This window comes from Streptomyces spiramyceticus, assembly GCF_028807635.1.
GTDB classification, from domain to species: Bacteria; Actinomycetota; Actinomycetes; order Streptomycetales; family Streptomycetaceae; genus Streptomyces; species Streptomyces spiramyceticus.
Genome location: NZ_JARBAX010000001.1, coordinates 2,085,438 through 2,103,583, shown reverse-complemented (window position 1 = coordinate 2,103,583; position 18,146 = coordinate 2,085,438). Strand labels below are relative to the sequence as shown.

Here is an 18,146-nt window from a genome sequence, read left to right as displayed (position 1 = left end):
GAAGCCCCCCACGGGGCAGGACTCCGGCCATGACAGAGATATGGGAATTCACCGATGACCGCGGCCAGTTGGCGTCGGCCGGGCAGCGGCCGACGCGGGTCGTCGCGTACATCCAGGCCGGCGCGACCCTCTGGGACCACGGCCTGCGCCCCCTCGGCATCTTCGGCTCGTACCACGACGGTGAGGCCCCCGACCGGGCGAAGGCGGGCACGCTCCCGGTGGGCGACGTGACGTACTTCGGCGCGGGCGGTGCGTTCGATCCCGACCGGCTTCTGGCTGCCGGAACCGACCTGGTCGTCGCCGTCAGCTACGGCGGCGGTCAGGTGTACGGCATCGCGCCGGACGCGGCGAAGCGTCTGGAGGAGCAGGTTCCGGTCGTCGTACTCGACGTGGGGCAGGGGCGCTCACTGGACGAGATCCGGGCGCGCTTCGCCGAGCTGGCCGCGTCCCTCGGCGGCGCGGAGCCCCCGGTCGCGCTCGACGCCGCGCGCGAGCGCCTCCGTACGGTCGCCGCGAAGGCCCCGGTGCTGGCGCTCTCCCCGGCCGGCGACGACCAGGTCCACCTCGCCAGGCCCCATGCCTGGCCGGACCTGCGCGCCCTGGCCGAACTCGGCGTACGCCTGCTGGACCCGCCTGCGGAGGGCGGCGCGAACTGGTCGACGGTCACCTGGCGGGAGGCGGCCGCGCTGGCCCCCCGCGTGGTCCTCGCCGACACCCGCACGAACGCCTCCCCCCTCGACCCCGCCCACCTGGGCAACGCCCAGGTCCTCCCCTGGAACCCGGAGCTCCCGGCGAGCGGGGCGGCGCAGGCGGGGCTGTTCGGGGGACTGGCGGAGGCGCTGGCGGCGACGTAGGTCGGCGTGCGGCCGAAGGCTCTGTGCTGCCGGGGCGGGGGCGTTGCGGGAGCCGGTGGTGGTGCGGGGTGCTGGTGCTGGGGCGGCCGGTGGTGGTGCCGGGGGCCGGGGCCTACGGGAGCGGCATTCGGGACTGCATGATTTAGCTGCGATCCCGGGTCACCGAAAGCCTCCCGGCGTCCCGCGCACAAATCACGTTTTACGTCCCGAACACCACTCCCTACGGCCCCGTCCCCCTCTGTACGTCGCCAACACCGACCGGCGCCGGTCGACGGCACAGGTGATACGGGGGTGGCACCCCGGCGAGCGGGGCCGGATGGACCACCGGCGCGAGGGGGCGGGTCGCGCAGGGGGCGCTGTTCGGGACGTGCTGTGCCTGCCCGGGGGACAACCCCCGGGACCCCCGGCCGAAACCCCGCCAGGCAAGCGGCGTCGGCACCACCCACCGGCGCGAGGGGGCGGGACGCGCAGGGGGCGCTGTTCGGGACGTAAAGCGTGATTTGTGCGCGAATTACTGGCCTCGCACACGCAGCCCCCGCACCGCAGCTAAATCATGCAGTCCCGAATGGCGCCCCCGGAGCGGCCCGACCCCGCACGGGGCCCACGCGGCGCAAGCCAAAGCCCCGCACGGAGCCCACCCGGCGCAAGCCAAACCCCGCACGGATCCACGCGGCGCAAGCCAAACCCCGCACGGACCCACCCGGCGCAAGCCAACCCCCGCACCACGACCACCGGCGCCGGCTCAAAGACCGGCAGGCCACGCCCCGGCTCAGCCCCGCGCCACCCCCGTAGACCCCCGCACCATCAGCTCCGCCGGAACCGACGCGATGCCTCCCGGTGGCGCCGCTTCCCTCCCCATTGCCAGCCGCCCCGCCCGCGCCCCCGCCTCGTACAGCGGCAGCCGTACCGTCGTGAGGGCGGGCACGGTGTCCGTTGCGAAGGGGAGGTCGTCGAAGCCCGCGACGGATACGTCGTCCGGGATGCGCAGCCCCCGGTCCCGCAGCGCCGCGCACGCCCCCAGCGCCACCGTGTCGTTCGCCGCGACCACCGCCGTAAGTCTCGGGTCGCGGCGCAGGAGTTCCAGCGTCGCGTCGTACCCGCTACGGCGGTCGTACGGCCCGTGGACCGTCAGGCCGTCGTCCTCGGGCAACCCCGCCGCAGCCATCGCCTCGCGGTGCCCCTCCAGCCGGTGCCGTGTCGTCGTACGCTCCTCAGGACCGGCCACGTACCCGATCCTCCGGTGCCCCAGCGCCGTCAGATGCCCGGTGAGCCGTCGCCCCCCGCCCCGGTTGTCGAAGGCAAGCGCAGCCACCACCGGGCCGGGGCCAGAGGCCCCCTCAGCCAGCGGCGGCCTCCCGCACAGCACCACCCGCGCACCCCCGTCCGCCAGCTTCGCCAGCTTCGCGGCGACCAGCGCCGAGTGCTCCGGGTCCTCGATCGCGCCCCCGGTAAGAATCACCGCCGCGGCCCGCTGTCGCTGCAACAGCGTGAGGTAGGTGAGCTCGCGCTCCGGCGAGCCCCCCGTGTTGCAGACGATGGCGAGTTTCTCGCCGCCCGCACGCCCCGCCCCCGCCCCCTCAAGGCCGCCTATCTGGGACTGCGCGGCCCCGGCCATGATCCCGAAGAAGGGGTCGGCGATGTCGTTGACGAGGATCCCGACGAGGTCGGACGTCGCAGCGGCAAGCGCACTCGCGGGCCCGTTCAGGACGTAGTCGAGTTCGTCGACCGCGCGCAGCACCCGCTCCCGCGTGGCGGCGGCGACCGGGTAGTTGCCGTTCAGCACACGGGAGACGGTGGCAGGCGACACCCGGGCGCGGGCCGCCACGTCCGCCAAGGTCACTGTCATCTGGTCGTCCTCCGGGTCTTGTGCGAGCAGCTCTCCGCAGGCTAGCTTCACAACGTGTAGAAAGCGCTTACTATGGCCGTACGGAGGGAACATTCGTGACACGCAAGACAGTGCGCATCGCCATGAACGGCGTTACGGGGCGGATGGGCTACCGCCAGCACCTCGTCCGCTCCGTCCTCGCGATCCGCGAGCAGGGCGGCCTGGACCTGGGCGATGGCACCGGCACGGTCCTGTGGCCCGAGCCGGTCCTGGTCGGCCGCCGCGAACACGCCCTCAAGGACCTGGCCGCCCGCCACGACCTCACCGAATGGTCCACAGACCTGGATGCCGTCCTCGCCGACGACACGATCGACATCTACTTCGACGCCCAGGTCACCTCCGCCCGCGAGGAGGCCCTGAGAAGGGCCATCGCGGCGGGCAAGCACGTCTACACGGAGAAACCGACGGCAACCGGCCTGACCGCCGCCCTCGGACTGGCCCGCCTGGCCCGCGACGCCGGCATCAAACACGGCGTCGTACAGGACAAGATCTTCCTCCCGGGCCTGCTCAAGCTGAAGCGCCTGATCGACGGCGGCTTCTTCGGCGAGATCCTCTCCGTCCGGGGCGAGTTCGGCTACTGGGTCTTCGAGGGCGACTGGCAGTCCGCCCAGCGCCCCTCGTGGAACTACCGCTCCGACGACGGCGGCGGCATCGTCGTGGACATGTTCCCGCACTGGGAGTACGTACTGCACGAGCTGTTCGGCCGGGTCGCGACCGTCCAGTCGCACGTCGCGACCCACATCCCGCAGCGCTGGGACGAGAAGGGCAAGCCGTACGCCGCCACCGCCGACGACGCGGCGTACGGCATCTTCCAGCTGGAGGGCGGCGCGGTGGCGCAGATCAACTCCTCCTGGGCGGTACGGGTCAACCGCGACGAGCTCGTCGAGTTCCAGGTCGACGGAACGCACGGCTCCGCAGTGGCCGGCCTGCGCAACTGCCGTGTGCAGCACCGCAGTACGACCCCCAAGCCGGTCTGGAACCCCGACCTCCCGGTCACGCACTCCTTCCGTGACCAGTGGCAGGAAGTCCCCGACAACGACACCTTCGACAACGGCTTCAAGGCCCAGTGGGAGCTCTTCCTGCGCCACGTCGCACTGGACGAGCCGTACACCTGGGACCTCCTCGCGGGCGCACGCGGCGTACAGCTGGCCGAGCTCGGCCTCAAGTCCTCCGCAGAGGGCCGCCGTTACGACGTACCGGAGCTGTCGCTGTGACGATCAGGCTCCCGCACGGTACGTACGAACCGCGCACAACGCCCCTGGCCCTCCCGCCCCACGGCGCCCCCCTCGCCTCCCGCACGGTCTACTCGGCCGCGCACGTCGTCGCCGACCCGCACGCCGACGCGTCGCCCGACGGGCCCGCCACCGTCGACTGGGACGCCACGCTCGCCTTCCGCAGGCACCTGTGGTCGCACGGCCTCGGGGTGGCCGAGGCCATGGACACCGCACAGCGGGGGATGGGCCTGGACTGGGCGGGCGCGGCGGAGCTGATCCGGCGTTCGGCGGCGGAGGCGGCGACGGTAGGCGGGGCGATCGCGTGCGGCGCAGGAACCGACCAGCTCACGCAGGGCCCGCACACCCTCGCGGAAGTCACGGCGGCGTACGAGGAACAGCTGGCGCTCGTGGAGTCGACCGGCGCCCGCGCAGTCCTCATGGCATCACGCGCGCTGGCGGCGGCCGCCAAGGGCCCCGAGGACTACCTGGCGACGTACGGCCACCTCCTGCACCAGGCGAGCGAGCCGGTCGTACTGCACTGGCTGGGCCCGATGTTCGACCCGGCGCTGGAGGGCTACTGGGGGAGCGCGGACCTGGACGCCGCCACCGAGACCTTCCTGGAGGTCATCACGTCCCATCCCGACAAGGTGGACGGCATCAAGATCTCGCTCCTGGACGGCCGGCGCGAGATCGACCTGCGCCGCCGCCTGCCGAAGGGCGTGCGCTGCTACACGGGCGACGACTTCAACTACCCGGAGCTGATCGCGGGCGACGACCACGGCTTCAGCCACGCGCTGCTGGGCATCTTCGACCCCCTCGCCCCGCTGGCGGCCGAGGCGGTCCGTGTCCTGGACATGGGCGACGCCTCGGCATTCCGCGAGCTGCTCGACCCGACCGTCGAGCTGTCGCGCCATCTCTTCCAGCCGCCGACGCGCTTCTACAAGACCGGCGTCGTTCTCCTGGCGTGGCTGGCCGGCCACCAGTCGCACTTCACGATGCTGGGAGGCCTCCAGTCGGCGCGGTCGCTGCCGCACCTGGCGCGGGCGTACGAACTGGCGGACGGCCTGGGCCTGTTCCCGGACCCGGCACTCGCCGAGGCCCGCATGAAATCCCTGCTCAGCACGTACGGAGTGGAACAGTGAAGGACCTTTCCAGGCTCAGTCTCAACCAGGAGACCATCAGGCAGTGGTCGCTGCCCGAGCTGGCCGAGGGCTGCGTAAAGGCGGGCGTACCTGGCGTGGGTCTGTGGCGTGCGCCCGTCCAGGAGTACGGCGTGGAGCGCGCCGCACGTCTCGTGCGGGACGCCGGCCTGAAGGTGACCAGCCTGTGCCGGGGCGGCTTCCTCACGGGCGACGACCGGGCCCCGGCGCTGGCCGACAACCGCCGGGCCGTCGACGAGGCGGCCACCCTCGGCACCGACACCCTGGTCCTGGTCTCCGGCGGCCTGCCGCCGGGCAGCCGCGACCTGCACGGCGCCCGCGAACGCATCGCACAGGGGCTGGCCGAACTGGCGCCGTACGCCGCCGACCGCGGCGTACGGCTGGCCATCGAGCCGCTGCATCCCATGTTCGCCTCGGACCGCTGCGTGGTCTCGACGCTGGGCCAGGCGCTCGAACTGGCTGAACGCTTTCCGGCGGACCGGGTGGGGGTGGTCGTGGACACCTACCACCTGTGGTGGGACGACCGTGTCGGCGGCGACATCGCGCGGGCGGGCGCCGGGGGCCGTATCGCGGCGTTCCAACTGGCGGACTGGATCACGCCGTTGCCGGCGGGCGTGCTGCTGGGCCGGGGGCAGCTGGGGGACGGGGCGGTCGACTTCGGCTGGTTCCGCGACCAGGTGGACGCGGCGGGTTACGAAGGTCCGATCGAGGTCGAGATCTTCAACGAGGGCCTGTGGGCGAGGGACGGCGCCGACGTCCTGGCGGAGGTCGCCGACCGCTATCTGACGCGTATCTGAAAATACTTGCATCCGGCGTGCAACCCTCCGGCCACGGTGAGTGTCGTACTTGGCATCAGGGCTTCCGGGGTGGGATCCGGGGGGATTTCGGGGAGGCCTGAGACGGAGGGGGATCTGAGGGGCCCGGTCGACGGACCGGGCCTCCTTGGCTTCCGGACCGGACGGCCGGAGCGGAGTTGTCCACAGGCAGCCCGCTGTGTCGGACCCCGGCGGTAGCGTTCAGAACATGTCGAGTCCAACAGCGGTCCCAGCACAGGCCTCCACCTCCTCCGCGGTGGTCGAGGGAGTCCTGGAGCGGATCACGTACGCCAACGAGGAGACCGGGTACACGGTCGCCCGTGTCGACACGGGCCGCGGCGGAGGCGATCTCCTCACGGTCGTCGGTTCGCTGCTCGGCGCGCAGCCCGGCGAGTCGCTGCGCATGGCGGGCCGCTGGGCCTCGCACCCCCAGTACGGCAAGCAGTTCACCGTGGAGAACTACACGACCGTGCTGCCCGCCACGATCCAGGGCATCCGCCGGTACCTCGGCTCCGGCCTGATCAAGGGCATCGGCCCGAAGATCGCGGACCGCATCGTCGAGCACTTCGGCACCGACACGCTCGACGTGATCGAGCAGGAGCCGAAGCGCCTGGTCGAAGTCCCGGGACTCGGCCCCAAGCGTACGAAGCTGATCGGTGCGGCGTGGGAGGAACAGAAGGCCATCAAGGAGGTCATGATCTTCCTCCAGGGTGTGGGGGTGTCGACCTCCATCGCGGTGCGCATCTACAAGAAGTACGGCGACGCTTCGATCTCGATAGTAAAGAACGAGCCCTACCGCCTGGCCGCCGATGTCTGGGGCATCGGCTTCCTCACCGCCGACCGCATCGCCCAGGCCGTCGGCATCCCGCACGACAGCCCGGAGCGGGTGAAGGCCGGGCTGCAGTACGCGCTGTCGCAGTCCACCGACCAGGGCCACTGCTACCTCCCCGAGGAGCAGCTGATCAGCGACGCGGTGAAGCTGCTCCAGGTCGACACGGGCCTGGTCATCGACTGCCTGGCCGAACTGGCCGCGGAGGAAGGCGTCGTACGGGAAAAGGTCCCGGCCGCGGACGGCGGCGACCCCGTCACCGCCGTCTACCTCGTGCCGTTCCACCGCGCCGAAATCTCCCTGGCCGCACAGGTGCTGCGCCTGCTGCGCACCGAGGAGGACCGGATGCCGGCCTTCCGGAACGTGGCCTGGGACAAGGCGCTGGCCTGGCTCGCGGACCGTACGGGGGCGGAGCTGGCGCCCGAGCAGCAGGCGGCGGTCAAGCTGGCGCTCACCGAGAAGGTCGCGGTGCTCACCGGGGGTCCGGGCTGCGGCAAGTCGTTCACCGTCCGCTCGGTGGTCGAGCTGGCCCGCGCCAAGCAGGCCAAGGTGGTGCTCGCCGCACCCACCGGAAGGGCCGCCAAGCGCCTCGCGGAGCTGACCGGGGCCGAGGCGTCCACCGTGCACCGCCTGCTGGAGCTCAGGCCCGGCGGCGACGCGGCGTACGACAGGGACAGGCCGCTCGACGCGGATCTGGTGGTCGTCGACGAGGCGTCGATGCTGGACCTGCTCCTCGCCAACAAACTGGTGAAGGCGGTCGCGCCGGGCGCGCATCTGCTGCTCGTCGGGGACGTGGACCAGCTGCCTTCGGTCGGCGCGGGCGAGGTGCTGCGTGACCTGCTGGCGGACGGCGGCCCGGTTCCATCGGTCCGTCTCACCAGGATCTTCCGCCAGGCCCAGCAGTCGGGCGTCGTCACCAACGCGCACCGCATCAACTCCGGTGTGCAGCCGATCACTCAGGGCCTGCCGGACTTCTTCCTCTTCGTCGAGGACGAGACGGAGGACGCCGGGCGGGTCACGGTGGACGTGGCGGCCCGCCGCATCCCCGCGAAGTTCGGCCTCGATCCGCGCCGCGACATCCAGGTGCTGGCCCCCATGCACCGCGGCCCGGCGGGCGCGGGCACGCTCAATGGGCTGCTCCAGCAGGCGATCACCCCCGCGAGGCCCGATCTTCCGGAGAAGAGGTTCGGCGGCAGGGTCTTCCGCGTCGGAGACAAGGTGACGCAGATTCGCAACAATTACGAGAAGGGACAGAACGGGGTCTTCAACGGCACCGTGGGCGTGGTCACCTCGCTCAACCTGGACGACCAGCGCCTGACGGTGCTGACGGACGAGGACGAGGAGGTTCCGTACGACTTCGACGAGCTCGACGAGCTGGCGCACGCGTACGCCGTGACCATCCACCGCTCGCAGGGCAGCGAGTATCCGGCGGTGGTGATTCCGGTGACAACCGGGGCCTGGATGATGCTCCAGCGGAATCTGCTCTACACGGCGGTCACCCGGGCCAAGAAGCTCGTCGTCCTGGTCGGCTCCCGCAAGGCGATCGGCCAGGCGGTCCGCACGGTTTCGGCGGGCAGACGGTGTACTGCGCTCGATCACCGGCTGACAGGCGGATTACAAAACGGCTCATAAGGGGACCATCGGGGGCAAAGATCATCCTGGACTTCCGGTAACTGGGGCGAAGGGGGCAGGATGAGCAGGTTGGCGGCACTGAGTGCCGTGAATGGGCCTAATGGCCGACCCCGAGTGCACTCTGCTGAGCCAAATGGGGGATGGTAGAGACAGTCAGGGCACCTCGAAGAAGAGGCACTACGTCGGTGAGGGATGACGTGAGCGACAACTCTGTAGTACTGCGGTACGGCGATGGCGAGTACACCTACCCGGTGATCGACAGCACCGTCGGCGACAAGGGCTTCGATATCGGGAAGCTCCGGTCTCAGACCGGTCTTGTGACTCTCGACAGCGGATATGGCAATACAGCCGCCTATAAATCCGCTATCACCTACCTCGACGGTGAGCAGGGCATCCTGCGCTACCGCGGTTACCCCATCGAGCAGCTGGCCGAGCACTCCACCTTCGCTGAGGTGGCCTACCTTCTGATCAATGGTGAGCTCCCCAAGGTCGACGAGCTGTCGTCCTTCAAGAATGAGATCACCCAGCACACGCTGCTGCACGAGGACGTCAAGCGGTTCTTCGACGGCTTCCCGCGTGACGCGCACCCGATGGCCATGCTGTCGTCGGTGGTCAGCGCGCTGTCCACGTTCTACCAGGACAGCCACAACCCGTTCGACGAGAAGCAGCGTCACCTTTCGACGATCCGCCTGCTCGCCAAGCTTCCGACGATCGCGGCGTACGCCTACAAGAAGTCGATCGGTCACCCCTTCGTCTACCCGCGCAACGACCTCGGGTACGTCGAGAACTTCCTGCGCATGACCTTCTCGGTCCCCGCGCAGGAGTACGACCTGGACCCGGTCGTCGTTTCCGCGCTCGACAAGCTGCTGATCCTGCACGCGGACCACGAGCAGAACTGCTCGACCTCCACCGTGCGTCTGGTCGGCTCCTCGCAGGCGAACATGTTCGCCTCGATCTCCGCCGGCATCAGCGCGCTGTGGGGCCCGCTGCACGGCGGTGCCAACCAGTCGGTGCTGGAGATGCTGGAAGGCATCCAGGCCGACGGCGGCGACGTCACCAACTTCATCCGCAAGGTGAAGAACAAGGAAGACGGCGTGAAGCTCATGGGCTTCGGGCACCGCGTCTACAAGAACTTCGACCCCCGGGCGAAGATCATCAAGGCTGCGGCGCACGACGTTCTCTCCGCCCTGGGCAAGGACGACAAGCTGCTCGACATCGCGCTCAAGCTCGAAGAGCACGCGCTGGCGGACGACTACTTCGTGGAGCGCAAGCTCTACCCGAACGTCGACTTCTACACCGGCCTGATCTACCGGGCCATGGGCTTCCCGACCGAGATGTTCACGGTGCTCTTCGCGCTGGGCCGTCTCCCGGGCTGGATCGCCCAGTGGCACGAGATGATCAAGGAGCCGGGTTCCCGCATCGGCCGCCCGCGCCAGATCTACACGGGCGAGGTCCTGCGCGACTTCGTCCCGGTCGAGGGCCGCTGACCCACTGCTGGGGGTCCGGGGGTCATCCCCCGGGCCGACACAGCCACGGGCGAGGTCCTGCGCGACTTCGTCCCGGTCGAGGGCCGCTGACCCTCACCCACAGCTTCCGCAGCTGAAAAGAAAGCGCCCCGCCGCCGATCCCCCCACGGGTCGACGATACGGGGCGCTTCCCGTTTCCCGGAGCGGATTCCCCCCACGGGATCCGGCCGGGCGTCTGCTGGCTGCACAGAAGCTCCACGCGGTCTGCCGGGACGCGTACGTACGGGAGGGCCGCTCAAAGCTCCCCGGTGCACGTGCCCCGGCCAACGCTTGCCCGGAAATGTCCCCCAAGACATTCCCTGAACGTCCCCCAAGACGTTCTGGCATCGCCCACTTAGACTCGCGAGCCGGCCAAATGGTTACCCTCAAATCTCAGTGACCTGAGTCACTTTGTGTGCGTCCTGTGAAGGTACGCAGCCGGAGGCTGTTTGTCACTACGAAGACGGAGGGAAACGCCATCGCACATCCCGCGATCATGGGGTTGAGCAGCCCGGCGGTCGCCGGCGGAACGGCCGCGACGTTGTAGCCGAAGGCCCAGAAGAGGTTGCCCCTGATGGTGGCCAGGGTTCTGCGCGACAGCCGGATCGCATCCGCCGCCACCCTCAGATCTCCACGTACGAGTGTGAGACCGCCGGCCTCGATCGCGGCGTCCGTGCCCGTGCCCATCGCGAGCCCGAGATCGGCGGTGGCCGACGCCGCCGCGACGTTCAGCAGGCCGGGCCGTACGGAGACCAGTATGGGCTGGTCAGGTACGGCCCGGCCGAAGGGGTGCGAGGAGTGCGAGAGTACGAAGGGTGGCGAGGGTGGTGAGGCGTACTGCCGGGCGCGGCTCAGGCGGCGCGGCCGACCAGCTCGTACCCGGCCTCGTCCACGGCGGCGCGTACCGCTTCGTCGTCCAGCGGGCCCTCGGAGATCACGGTTACCCGGCCGGTGGAGGCCACGGCCTTCACCGAGGTGACGCCGGCGATCTCGGAGACCTCGCCGGAGACGGCGCCTTCGCAGTGGCCGCAGGTCATCCCGCTCACCTGGTAGACGGTGGTGACGGTGCCCGATCCGGCCTCCGGCGCCGAGCTGTCGTGGCATGAGCCGGACGGCGAGCAGCAGGAGCCGGTCGCGGTGGCCTCGGTCTTCGTCTCGGTCTCGGCGGTCATGTCGTTCTCCCTCTCGAAGGCGTACGCAGTCGTGGTGCCCCGGAAAGCCACGGGGATGCCGTGACTTTCTGATACTGAAGACACTATACCCCTAGGGGGTATGAATGCGAGCGTCGTCGGCCACGGGTCGGCCGCGGTGGACCGCCCACTCCCTGGCCAGGATCGACATGTACGTCGCGTCGACCCACTCGCCCTCGTGAACCAGCGCCTCGCGCTCGATGCCTTCGGAAACGAAGCCGACCTTCTCGTACGCCCGGCGGGCCCGGGGATTGAAGTTGTAGACGCCCAGTGCGATCCGGTTCAGGCCGAGCTGTTCGAATCCGTGCCGGACGATCAGGCGGCACGCCTCGGTGCCGAGGCCGCGGTCGCGGCCGTTCGGGCCGATCAGGGTGCGGAAGTTGCAACTGCGGTTGGGTGCGTCCCACTCGTACAGCACCACTTCGCCGACGCACGCGCCCATGGCCAGGTCGACCACGGCCAGGTCGAGCCGGTCGTCCTTGTCGTTGCGGGTCGTGTACCAGGAGCGCAGCTGCTCGGGGGTCAGGTCCCCGGCCGGTGAGCCGGTGTACTTGCACACCTCGGGGTCGTCGAGAACGGCTCCCATCGCCGGAACGTCGTCCGCCGTGAAGGGGCGCAGCAGCACCTTGTCGCCGGTGAGGGTGGGCTTGACGGAGAAGTCTGCGGTCGGCTGTTCGGTCATCCGGCGATTCTCGGCACGCCGAATCCGCACGGACAACTCCATTACGGTCAGGGCCCCGTACCTGCCCGTCAGTCACAGGGCCCTGTGGCCCGCTCACTCTCTCCGGGCGCCTCTGTTGCCTGGTCGGAGTGAAACCCAGGTACGGATGGTGTCCGCGAACCAGTACGGCTTGCCGCTCTCCACGTGGTCGGGCGTGGGGAGCAGTCCGTGCTTGCGGTACGAACGCACCGTGTCCGGCTGGACCCGGATGTGCGCTGCAATCTCCTTGTAGGACCAGAGCCTTCGGTCAGTCATCGATGGCACCTCCCTGCGTGCGCCGCAGCGGCAGCCGGAGAGGCTGTCGGGGGGGCTGAGGCGCGAACGCTGGCGATCAATCAGCCTGTGCCCGTTGAACGACACTGAGTGATGGCGGGAGAGGGGCTGTAGAAGATCTGTGACGGAAGCCCCGCGTAACAGAGACATGTGTGACGCGACTTCTATGTTCTGCGACGTTTTATGCGCCGCAGGAACGGAGGAAGTTGCGGGTGCGCTGTGCGATCGGCAGCGGCTTGTCCGGCGGGCAGGGATACATGTCCTGCTCGACGATCGCGAACAGGTCGACGTCCAGCCGCCGCGCCGCCGCCAGTACGGGCTCCAGCGCCGGCACCCCGCCGGGCGGCTCGCACATCACACCCCGCCCGACGGCGGGCCCGAACGGCACCTCGTTCGCGACGACGTCGGCGAGGATCTCCGGGTCCACCTGCTTGAGGTGCAGGTAGCCGATCCGTTCGCCGTACGTCTCGATGAGCTTGACGCTGTCCCCGCCGCAGTACGCGTAATGCCCGGTGTCCAGACAGAGCGAGACCAGGCCGGAGTCGGTCGCGTCCAGGAAGCGGGTGACGTTCTTCTCGCTGTCGATGTGCGTGTCCGCGTGCGGGTGTACGACGATCTTCAGCCCGTACCGCTCGCGCACCTCCCGCCCGAGGCGCTCCGTCTGGGCGGCGAGCGTGCGCCACTGCGCGGGCGTGAGGGTGCGGTCCTCCAGTACCTCGCCGGTCTTGTCGTCGCGCCAGAAGGACGGGATGACGACGAGATGCTCCGCGCCCATGGCCCTGGTGAGTTCGGCGACGTCCGACACGTGCTTCCAGGTGGCGTCCCAGACCTCCGGCCCGCGGTGCAGTCCGGTGAACACCGTGCCGGCGGAGACGGAGAGACCCCGGCGCCGGGTCTCGTCGGTGAGGCGGGCCGGGTCGGTCGGGAGGTAGCCGTACGGACCGAGCTCGATCCACGGGTAACCGGCCTCCGCGACCTCGTCGAGGAAACGTTCCCAGGGGACCTGCCGCGGGTCTTCGGGGAACCACACTCCCCAGGAGTCGGGGGCTGAACCGACCCGGATGCGGGTCGACGCGGGTACGGAAGAGGTCATGGGCGCCAGCTTTCCGGCCGCCGGAGAAAGGTGTCAAGAGTTCGTCCGAATGTAAGGACAAAATGTTGACAGGGCTCGGCGGGGCCGACTAGACCTGGGTGCAGTCGCCGAACCGAGAGGACGCGCATGCAGTCCAATTCGTACGACTCGCAGGAATCGCACGACTCGTACGCTCCCTACGCCGCGTACGACCTGATCACGATGGGCCGCATCGGCGTGGACCTCTATCCGCTGCAGGCCGAGGTGCCCCTCGCGCAGGTCGACACGTTCGGCAAGTTCCTCGGCGGCTCGGCCACGAATGTGGCGGTCGCGGCGGCCAGGCTGGGGCGGCGCACCGCCGTGATCACCCGCACGGGGCTCGACCCCTTCGGCGACTATCTCCACCAGGAACTGGGGGAGTTCGGGGTCGACGACCGCTGGGTGACAGGGGTCGCGGGCCTGCCGACACCGGTGACGTTCTGCGAGATCTTCCCGCCCGACGACTTCCCTCTCTACTTCTACCGGCAGCCGAAGGCGCCGGACCTGGAGATCCACGCGGACGAACTCGACCTCGACGCGATCCGTTCGGCCCGGATCTTCTGGATGACGGGCACGGGCCTGTGCGAAGACCCGAGCCGCACAGCAACACTGACAGCCCTGGAAGCGCGGAGCGCGGCGTCGGCGGCGGAGCGGTCGCCGGAGGCTGCGCCCGCTCCCCGTATCACCGTGTTCGATCTCGACTGGCGGCCCGTGTTCTGGGCGGACGCGACCTGGAACGCCGACCGGGCCGACCCCGACCGGGCCCGCCCCCACTACGCCGCCGCCCTGCGCCACGCCACCGTCGCCGTGGGCAATCTCGACGAGTGCGAAGTAGCCACCGGCGAGCGCGAACCGTACGTCGCCGCCCAGGCGCTCCTCGCCGCCGGCGTCGAGCTCGCCGTCGTCAAGCAGGGCCCCAAGGGCGTACTCGCCATGCACCGCGACGGTACGACGGCCGAAGTGCCGCCCGTACCCGTCAAGGTGCTCAACGGGCTCGGCGCGGGCGATGCGTTCGGCGGGGCCCTGTGCCACGGACTGCTCGCAGGGTGGGACCTTGAGCGCGTCATGCGGTACGCCAACGCCGCCGGGGCCATCGTCGCCTCCCGCCTCGCCTGCTCCTCCGCGATGCCGCACCCCGCCGAGGTCGAACAGGTACTCGCCGCCGGCGAAGTCCCCGTACAGGCGCCAGGAGGGGCGTCGTGACCGACGGCGTTTCCATCTCCGAGCTGGTACGGGTACGGACCCGGCACCCCGAAGCGATCGCCGAGGCCGCCGCCCGACGCCGACGCCGCCCCCTCATCGGCGAAAGCGGGCGGCTCATGATCATCGCCGCCGACCACCCCGCCCGCGGCGCCCTCGCCGTCGGTGACCGCGAACTCGCCATGGCCAGCCGCCCCGACCTGCTGGAGCGGTTGTGCCTGGCACTGTCCAGGCCCGGCGTCGACGGCGTACTCGCGACCGCCGACATCGTCGACGACCTGCTCCTCCTCGGAGCCCTCGACGACAAGGTCGTCGTCGGCTCCATGAATCGCGGCGGCCTGGCCGGCGCCGCCTTCGAACTCGACGACCGCTTCACCGGCCACCGCGCCCAGGACCTGGAGCGCCGGGGCTTCGACGCGGGCAAGCTGCTCCTGCGGATCGACTACGAGGACAGCGGTTCGCTGGAGACCCTGCACGCCACCGCCCGCACGATCGACGACATGGCGGAACGCCGGCTCCCGGTCTTCGTCGAGCCGTTCATCTCCCGCCGCGTGGCGGGAAAGGTGCGCAACGACCTGAGCGCCGAGGCCGTCACCCGCTCCATCGCCATCACCTCGGGCCTCGCGGGCACATCGGCGTACACCTGGCTGAAGGTCCCCGTGACCGAGGACCCGGACGACATGGCAAAGGTCATGGAGACGTCGACCCTGCCCGCCGTCCTGCTGGGCGGCGAGGTCGGCGACGACCAGGACGGCGCGTACGAGAAGTGGCGCAAGGCGCTCCGGCTGCCGACCGTCCAGGGTCTGGTCGTCGGGCGGTCGCTGCTCTATCCGGCCGACGGGGATGTGGCGGGGGCGGTCGACACCGCCGTAGGACTGCTGTAGCGGATGGGCGAGCGAGGGGTAGGGACAGTGTCATGACGGACAGCGACAGCAGCAGCAGCCGCAGCGACAACGGGATGTACGTACGGGCGGGGGCCGCCGCGCACGGCCCGTACTCCCTGGACATCGGGCCCAAGCGGGCCGGATGGGACTACTCCGCCCTGCGCGTGCTCGATCTGCCGCCCGGCGGCTCGCACACCCTCGCCGCCGGCGACAGCGAATGGATCGTGCTGCCTCTCAGCGGTGGCTGTACGGTGCACGTGGAAGGCGAGAGCTTTGAACTGCTGGGCAGGGGAAGCGTGTTCAGCGCGGTCACCGACTTCGCGTACGTGCCCCGTGATGCCCACGCCCAGATCGCCTCCGGCGCGGGAGGCCGCTTCGCCCTGGCAGGAGCGAGGTGCGAGCGACGACTCCCCGCCCGCTACGGCCCCGCGCCGGAGGTACCCGTCGAACTGCGCGGCACCGGCAACTGCTCGCGCCAGGTCAACAACTTCGCCGCCGCAGCCCCCGCCGGAGGCGGAAAATCAGGAGGAAGTTTCGAGTGCGACCGGCTCATCGCCGTCGAAGTCCTCACCCCCGGCGGCAACTGGTCCTCGTACCCGCCCCACAAACACGACGAGCACCACCCCGGCGCCGAGTCCGAGCTCGAAGAGATCTACTACTTCGAGACCGAGGGCGAAGGCGGCTTCGGCTACCACCGGGTCTCACCGTCCCGCCCCGGCGGTATGGACGTACTCGCCGAAGTCCGCACCGGCGACGCCGTCCTGATCCCCGACGGCTGGCACGGCCCGTCCATCGCCGCGCCCGGCCACACCCTCTACTACCTCAATGTCATGGCGGGCCCGGGGGCGGGGGACGAGCGGGAGTGGCTGATCCGCGACCATCCCGACCACGGCTGGATCCGTGACACGTGGCCGTCGCAGCCCGTGGACCCCCGACTGCCGTTGTACGGAACCGGACCCCAGGAGCAGCAGCGATGAGTACGCGCCGACTGACCACCGCCCAGGCCCTGGTCGCCTTCCTCGCCCGCCAGTACACCGAGCGCGCCGGCGCCCGCCACCGCCTGATCGCCGCCACCTGGGGCATTTTCGGCCACGGCAACGTCGCCGGCATCGGCCAGGCGCTCCTCGAACCCGGCTCGGGCGACATGCCGTACCACCAGGGCCGCAACGAACAGGCCATGGTCCACGCCGCCGTCGGCTACGCCCGCCAGAGCGACCGCCTCTCCGCCCACGCCGTCACCACCTCCATCGGCCCCGGCGCCACCAACCTCGTCACCGGCGCCGCCCTCGCCACGATCAACCACCTCCCGGTCCTGCTCCTCCCCGGCGACACCTTCGCGACCCGCCCCGCCGACCCGGTGCTCCAGCAGCTCGAAGTCCCGTACGCGGGCGACGTCTCCGTCAACGACTGCCTGCGCCCGGTGTCCAGGTACTTCGACCGGGTCGCCCGCCCGGAGGCCCTGATCCCCGCGGCTCTGCAGGCGATGCGCGTCCTCGCCGACCCCGCCGCGACCGGCGCCGTAACGCTCGCGCTGCCGCAGGATGTGCAGGCCGAGGCGTACGACTGGCCGGAGGAGTTCTTCGCCGAACGCGTCTGGCATGTACGGGCGCCCGAGCCGGACCGGCATGAACTCGGCGCGGCCGCAGAGGCGTTCCGGACCGCGCGGCGCCCCCTGCTGATCGCGGGCGGCGGCGTCCACCACAGCGGCGCCGAGCAGGCCCTCGCCGCCTTCGCCGAGGCGACCGGCACGCCCGTCGCGTCCACCCAGGCGGGCAAGGGGTCACTTCCGTACGACCACCCGGCGGACGTCGGCGGCATCGGCCACACGGGCACGGCGACGGCGGACGAGCTGGCCCGCAGCGCAGACCTGGTGATCGGCGTCGGAACCCGCTACTCCGACTTCACCACCGCATCCGCGACCCTCTTCGAGAACCCGGCCGTCCGCTTCGTCAACCTCAACATCACCGGCTTCGACGCCCACAAGCTCGCCGCCCTCCCCCTGGTCGCCGACGCCCGCGCCGGACTCCAGGCCCTCACCGGCGCCCTGCGCGGCCACCGCGTCCCCGACGCCTACGCCGCCGAGTACGGCGAGGCCAAGGCGCGCTGGGAGGAGCGGGTCACCGCCGCGTACGCCGCGCCGGACGAGGACGCGCGGCCCACCCAGGTCCAGGTCCTGGGCGTACTGGACAGCCTCGTCACGCACGACGACATCCTCATCAACGCCGCGGGCTCGCTCCCCGGCGACCTGCACAAGCTGTGGCGGGCCCGCTCCCGCGACCAGTACCACGTCGAATACGGCTACTCCTGCATGGGGTACGAGATCCCGGCGGCCATCGGCGTGCAGCTCGCGGCACCGCACCGCCCGGTCTGGGCCCTGGTCGGCGACGGTACGTACCTGATGAATCCCACCGAAATCGTTACCGCCGTCCAGGAGCGCCTCCCCATCAAGGTCGTCGTCCTCCAGAACCACGGGTACGCCTCCATCGGCGGCCTCTCGGAGTCCGTCGGCGCCGAGCGCTTCGGTACGGCGTACCGCTTCAGGGCGGCCGACGGCTCGTACACCGGCGCCCCGCTGCCCGTGGACCTGGCGGCCAACGCAGCGTCCCTCGGGATGCACGTCATTCGCGCCAAGACGGTGCGTGACCTGCGAGAAGCTCTTGCGGAGGCGCGATGGTCGGACCTCCCCACATGTGTCTACGTCGAGACGGAAACGCCCGACACAGTGTCGGGCGCGCCCGGCGCCCAGGCGTGGTGGGATGTTCCCGTGGCCGAGACCGCGACCCGCCCGTCGACGGTCAAGGCCCGGGAGGAGTACGACCGTCAAGCCGCTGCGCGACGCCGCCATCTCTGACCGACCCGCTGCAATACAAGGA

15 protein-coding genes and 1 pseudogene are annotated in these 18,146 nt (G+C 70.3%); 10 read left to right on the top strand and 6 right to left on the bottom strand.

Annotation, left to right across the window (positions count from 1 at the left end; all coding sequences use genetic code 11):
- The first annotated feature begins 29 nt into the window (after nt 1-29).
- Nucleotides 30-854 (top strand): substrate-binding domain-containing protein, encoded by an 825-nt coding sequence (locus PXH83_RS09415; protein WP_274558795.1) that lies wholly within the window; start codon nt 30-32, stop codon nt 852-854.
- 769 nt (nt 855-1,623) lie between these two features.
- On the opposite strand, the gene PXH83_RS09410 is transcribed toward PXH83_RS09415, so the two are convergent.
- Entirely contained in the window at nt 1,624-2,700 is a 1,077-nt protein-coding gene (locus tag PXH83_RS09410) for a LacI family DNA-binding transcriptional regulator (protein WP_274558793.1), read from the bottom strand.
- A gap of 95 nt (nt 2,701-2,795) precedes the next feature.
- Here PXH83_RS09410 and PXH83_RS09405 point away from each other — a divergent pair, with 95 nt between their 5' ends.
- From PXH83_RS09405 to PXH83_RS09385, 5 genes are all read left to right on the top strand, one after another.
- Entirely contained in the window at nt 2,796-3,953 is a 1,158-nt protein-coding gene (locus PXH83_RS09405; protein ID WP_274558790.1) for a Gfo/Idh/MocA family protein, read from the top strand.
- Nucleotides 3,950-5,095 carry a dihydrodipicolinate synthase family protein gene (locus PXH83_RS09400; RefSeq protein ID WP_274558788.1) on the top strand — a complete coding sequence of 382 codons (1,146 nt, stop codon included), beginning with the start codon at nt 3,950-3,952 and terminating at the stop codon, nt 5,093-5,095. The genes PXH83_RS09405 and PXH83_RS09400 overlap by 4 nt, the downstream gene beginning before the upstream one ends.
- Nucleotides 5,092-5,910, top strand: a complete 819-nt coding sequence (locus tag PXH83_RS09395) for a sugar phosphate isomerase/epimerase family protein (protein WP_274558786.1) — start codon at nt 5,092-5,094, stop codon at nt 5,908-5,910. The genes PXH83_RS09400 and PXH83_RS09395 overlap by 4 nt, the downstream gene beginning before the upstream one ends.
- A gap of 226 nt (nt 5,911-6,136) precedes the next feature.
- Nucleotides 6,137-8,389, top strand: coding sequence for an SF1B family DNA helicase RecD2 (gene recD2 / locus PXH83_RS09390; protein ID WP_274558783.1), 2,253 nt, complete (start codon nt 6,137-6,139; stop codon nt 8,387-8,389).
- A gap of 197 nt (nt 8,390-8,586) precedes the next feature.
- Complete coding sequence (locus PXH83_RS09385; protein WP_214928798.1) at nt 8,587-9,876, top strand: citrate synthase; 1,290 nt, start codon at nt 8,587-8,589, stop codon at nt 9,874-9,876.
- Nucleotides 9,877-10,287: 411 nt separating this feature from the next.
- Here the strand turns inward: PXH83_RS09385 and PXH83_RS09380 are convergent.
- From PXH83_RS09380 to PXH83_RS09360, 5 genes and pseudogenes are all read right to left on the bottom strand, one after another.
- A pseudogene (locus PXH83_RS09380) lies at nt 10,288-10,626 on the bottom strand (heavy metal translocating P-type ATPase); the annotation flags it as partial.
- 119 nt (nt 10,627-10,745) lie between these two features.
- Nucleotides 10,746-11,066 (bottom strand): heavy-metal-associated domain-containing protein, encoded by a 321-nt coding sequence (locus PXH83_RS09375; protein ID WP_274558777.1) that lies wholly within the window; start codon nt 11,064-11,066, stop codon nt 10,746-10,748.
- Nucleotides 11,067-11,157: 91 nt separating this feature from the next.
- Complete coding sequence (locus tag PXH83_RS09370) at nt 11,158-11,766, bottom strand: GNAT family N-acetyltransferase (RefSeq protein ID WP_274558775.1); 609 nt, start codon at nt 11,764-11,766, stop codon at nt 11,158-11,160.
- A gap of 93 nt (nt 11,767-11,859) precedes the next feature.
- Complete coding sequence (locus PXH83_RS09365) at nt 11,860-12,060, bottom strand: helix-turn-helix transcriptional regulator (RefSeq protein ID WP_274558773.1); 201 nt, start codon at nt 12,058-12,060, stop codon at nt 11,860-11,862.
- 199 nt (nt 12,061-12,259) lie between these two features.
- Nucleotides 12,260-13,171 (bottom strand): sugar phosphate isomerase/epimerase family protein, encoded by a 912-nt coding sequence (locus tag PXH83_RS09360; protein WP_274558770.1) that lies wholly within the window; start codon nt 13,169-13,171, stop codon nt 12,260-12,262.
- A 126-nt stretch (nt 13,172-13,297) separates the two neighbouring features.
- Between PXH83_RS09360 and iolC the strand changes: the two genes are divergently transcribed.
- From iolC to iolD, 4 genes are read left to right on the top strand one after another with little or no spacing between them, the layout of a single operon-like run.
- Nucleotides 13,298-14,392: a 5-dehydro-2-deoxygluconokinase gene (gene iolC / locus PXH83_RS09355; protein ID WP_274558768.1), complete on the top strand. Its 1,095-nt coding sequence runs from the start codon at nt 13,298-13,300 to the stop codon at nt 14,390-14,392.
- On the top strand, nt 14,389-15,273 hold the full coding sequence (locus tag PXH83_RS09350) for a Cgl0159 family (beta/alpha)8-fold protein (protein ID WP_274558766.1): 885 nt from the start codon (nt 14,389-14,391) through the stop codon (nt 15,271-15,273). The genes iolC and PXH83_RS09350 overlap by 4 nt, the downstream gene beginning before the upstream one ends.
- 32 nt (nt 15,274-15,305) lie before the next feature.
- Entirely contained in the window at nt 15,306-16,250 is a 945-nt protein-coding gene (gene iolB / locus PXH83_RS09345) for a 5-deoxy-glucuronate isomerase (protein ID WP_274558763.1), read from the top strand.
- A complete protein-coding gene (iolD, locus tag PXH83_RS09340) occupies nt 16,247-18,124 on the top strand; it encodes a 3D-(3,5/4)-trihydroxycyclohexane-1,2-dione acylhydrolase (decyclizing) (RefSeq protein ID WP_274558761.1) in 1,878 nt (625 codons plus the stop codon). The genes iolB and iolD overlap by 4 nt, the downstream gene beginning before the upstream one ends.
- Nucleotides 18,125-18,146 lie beyond the last annotated feature (22 nt).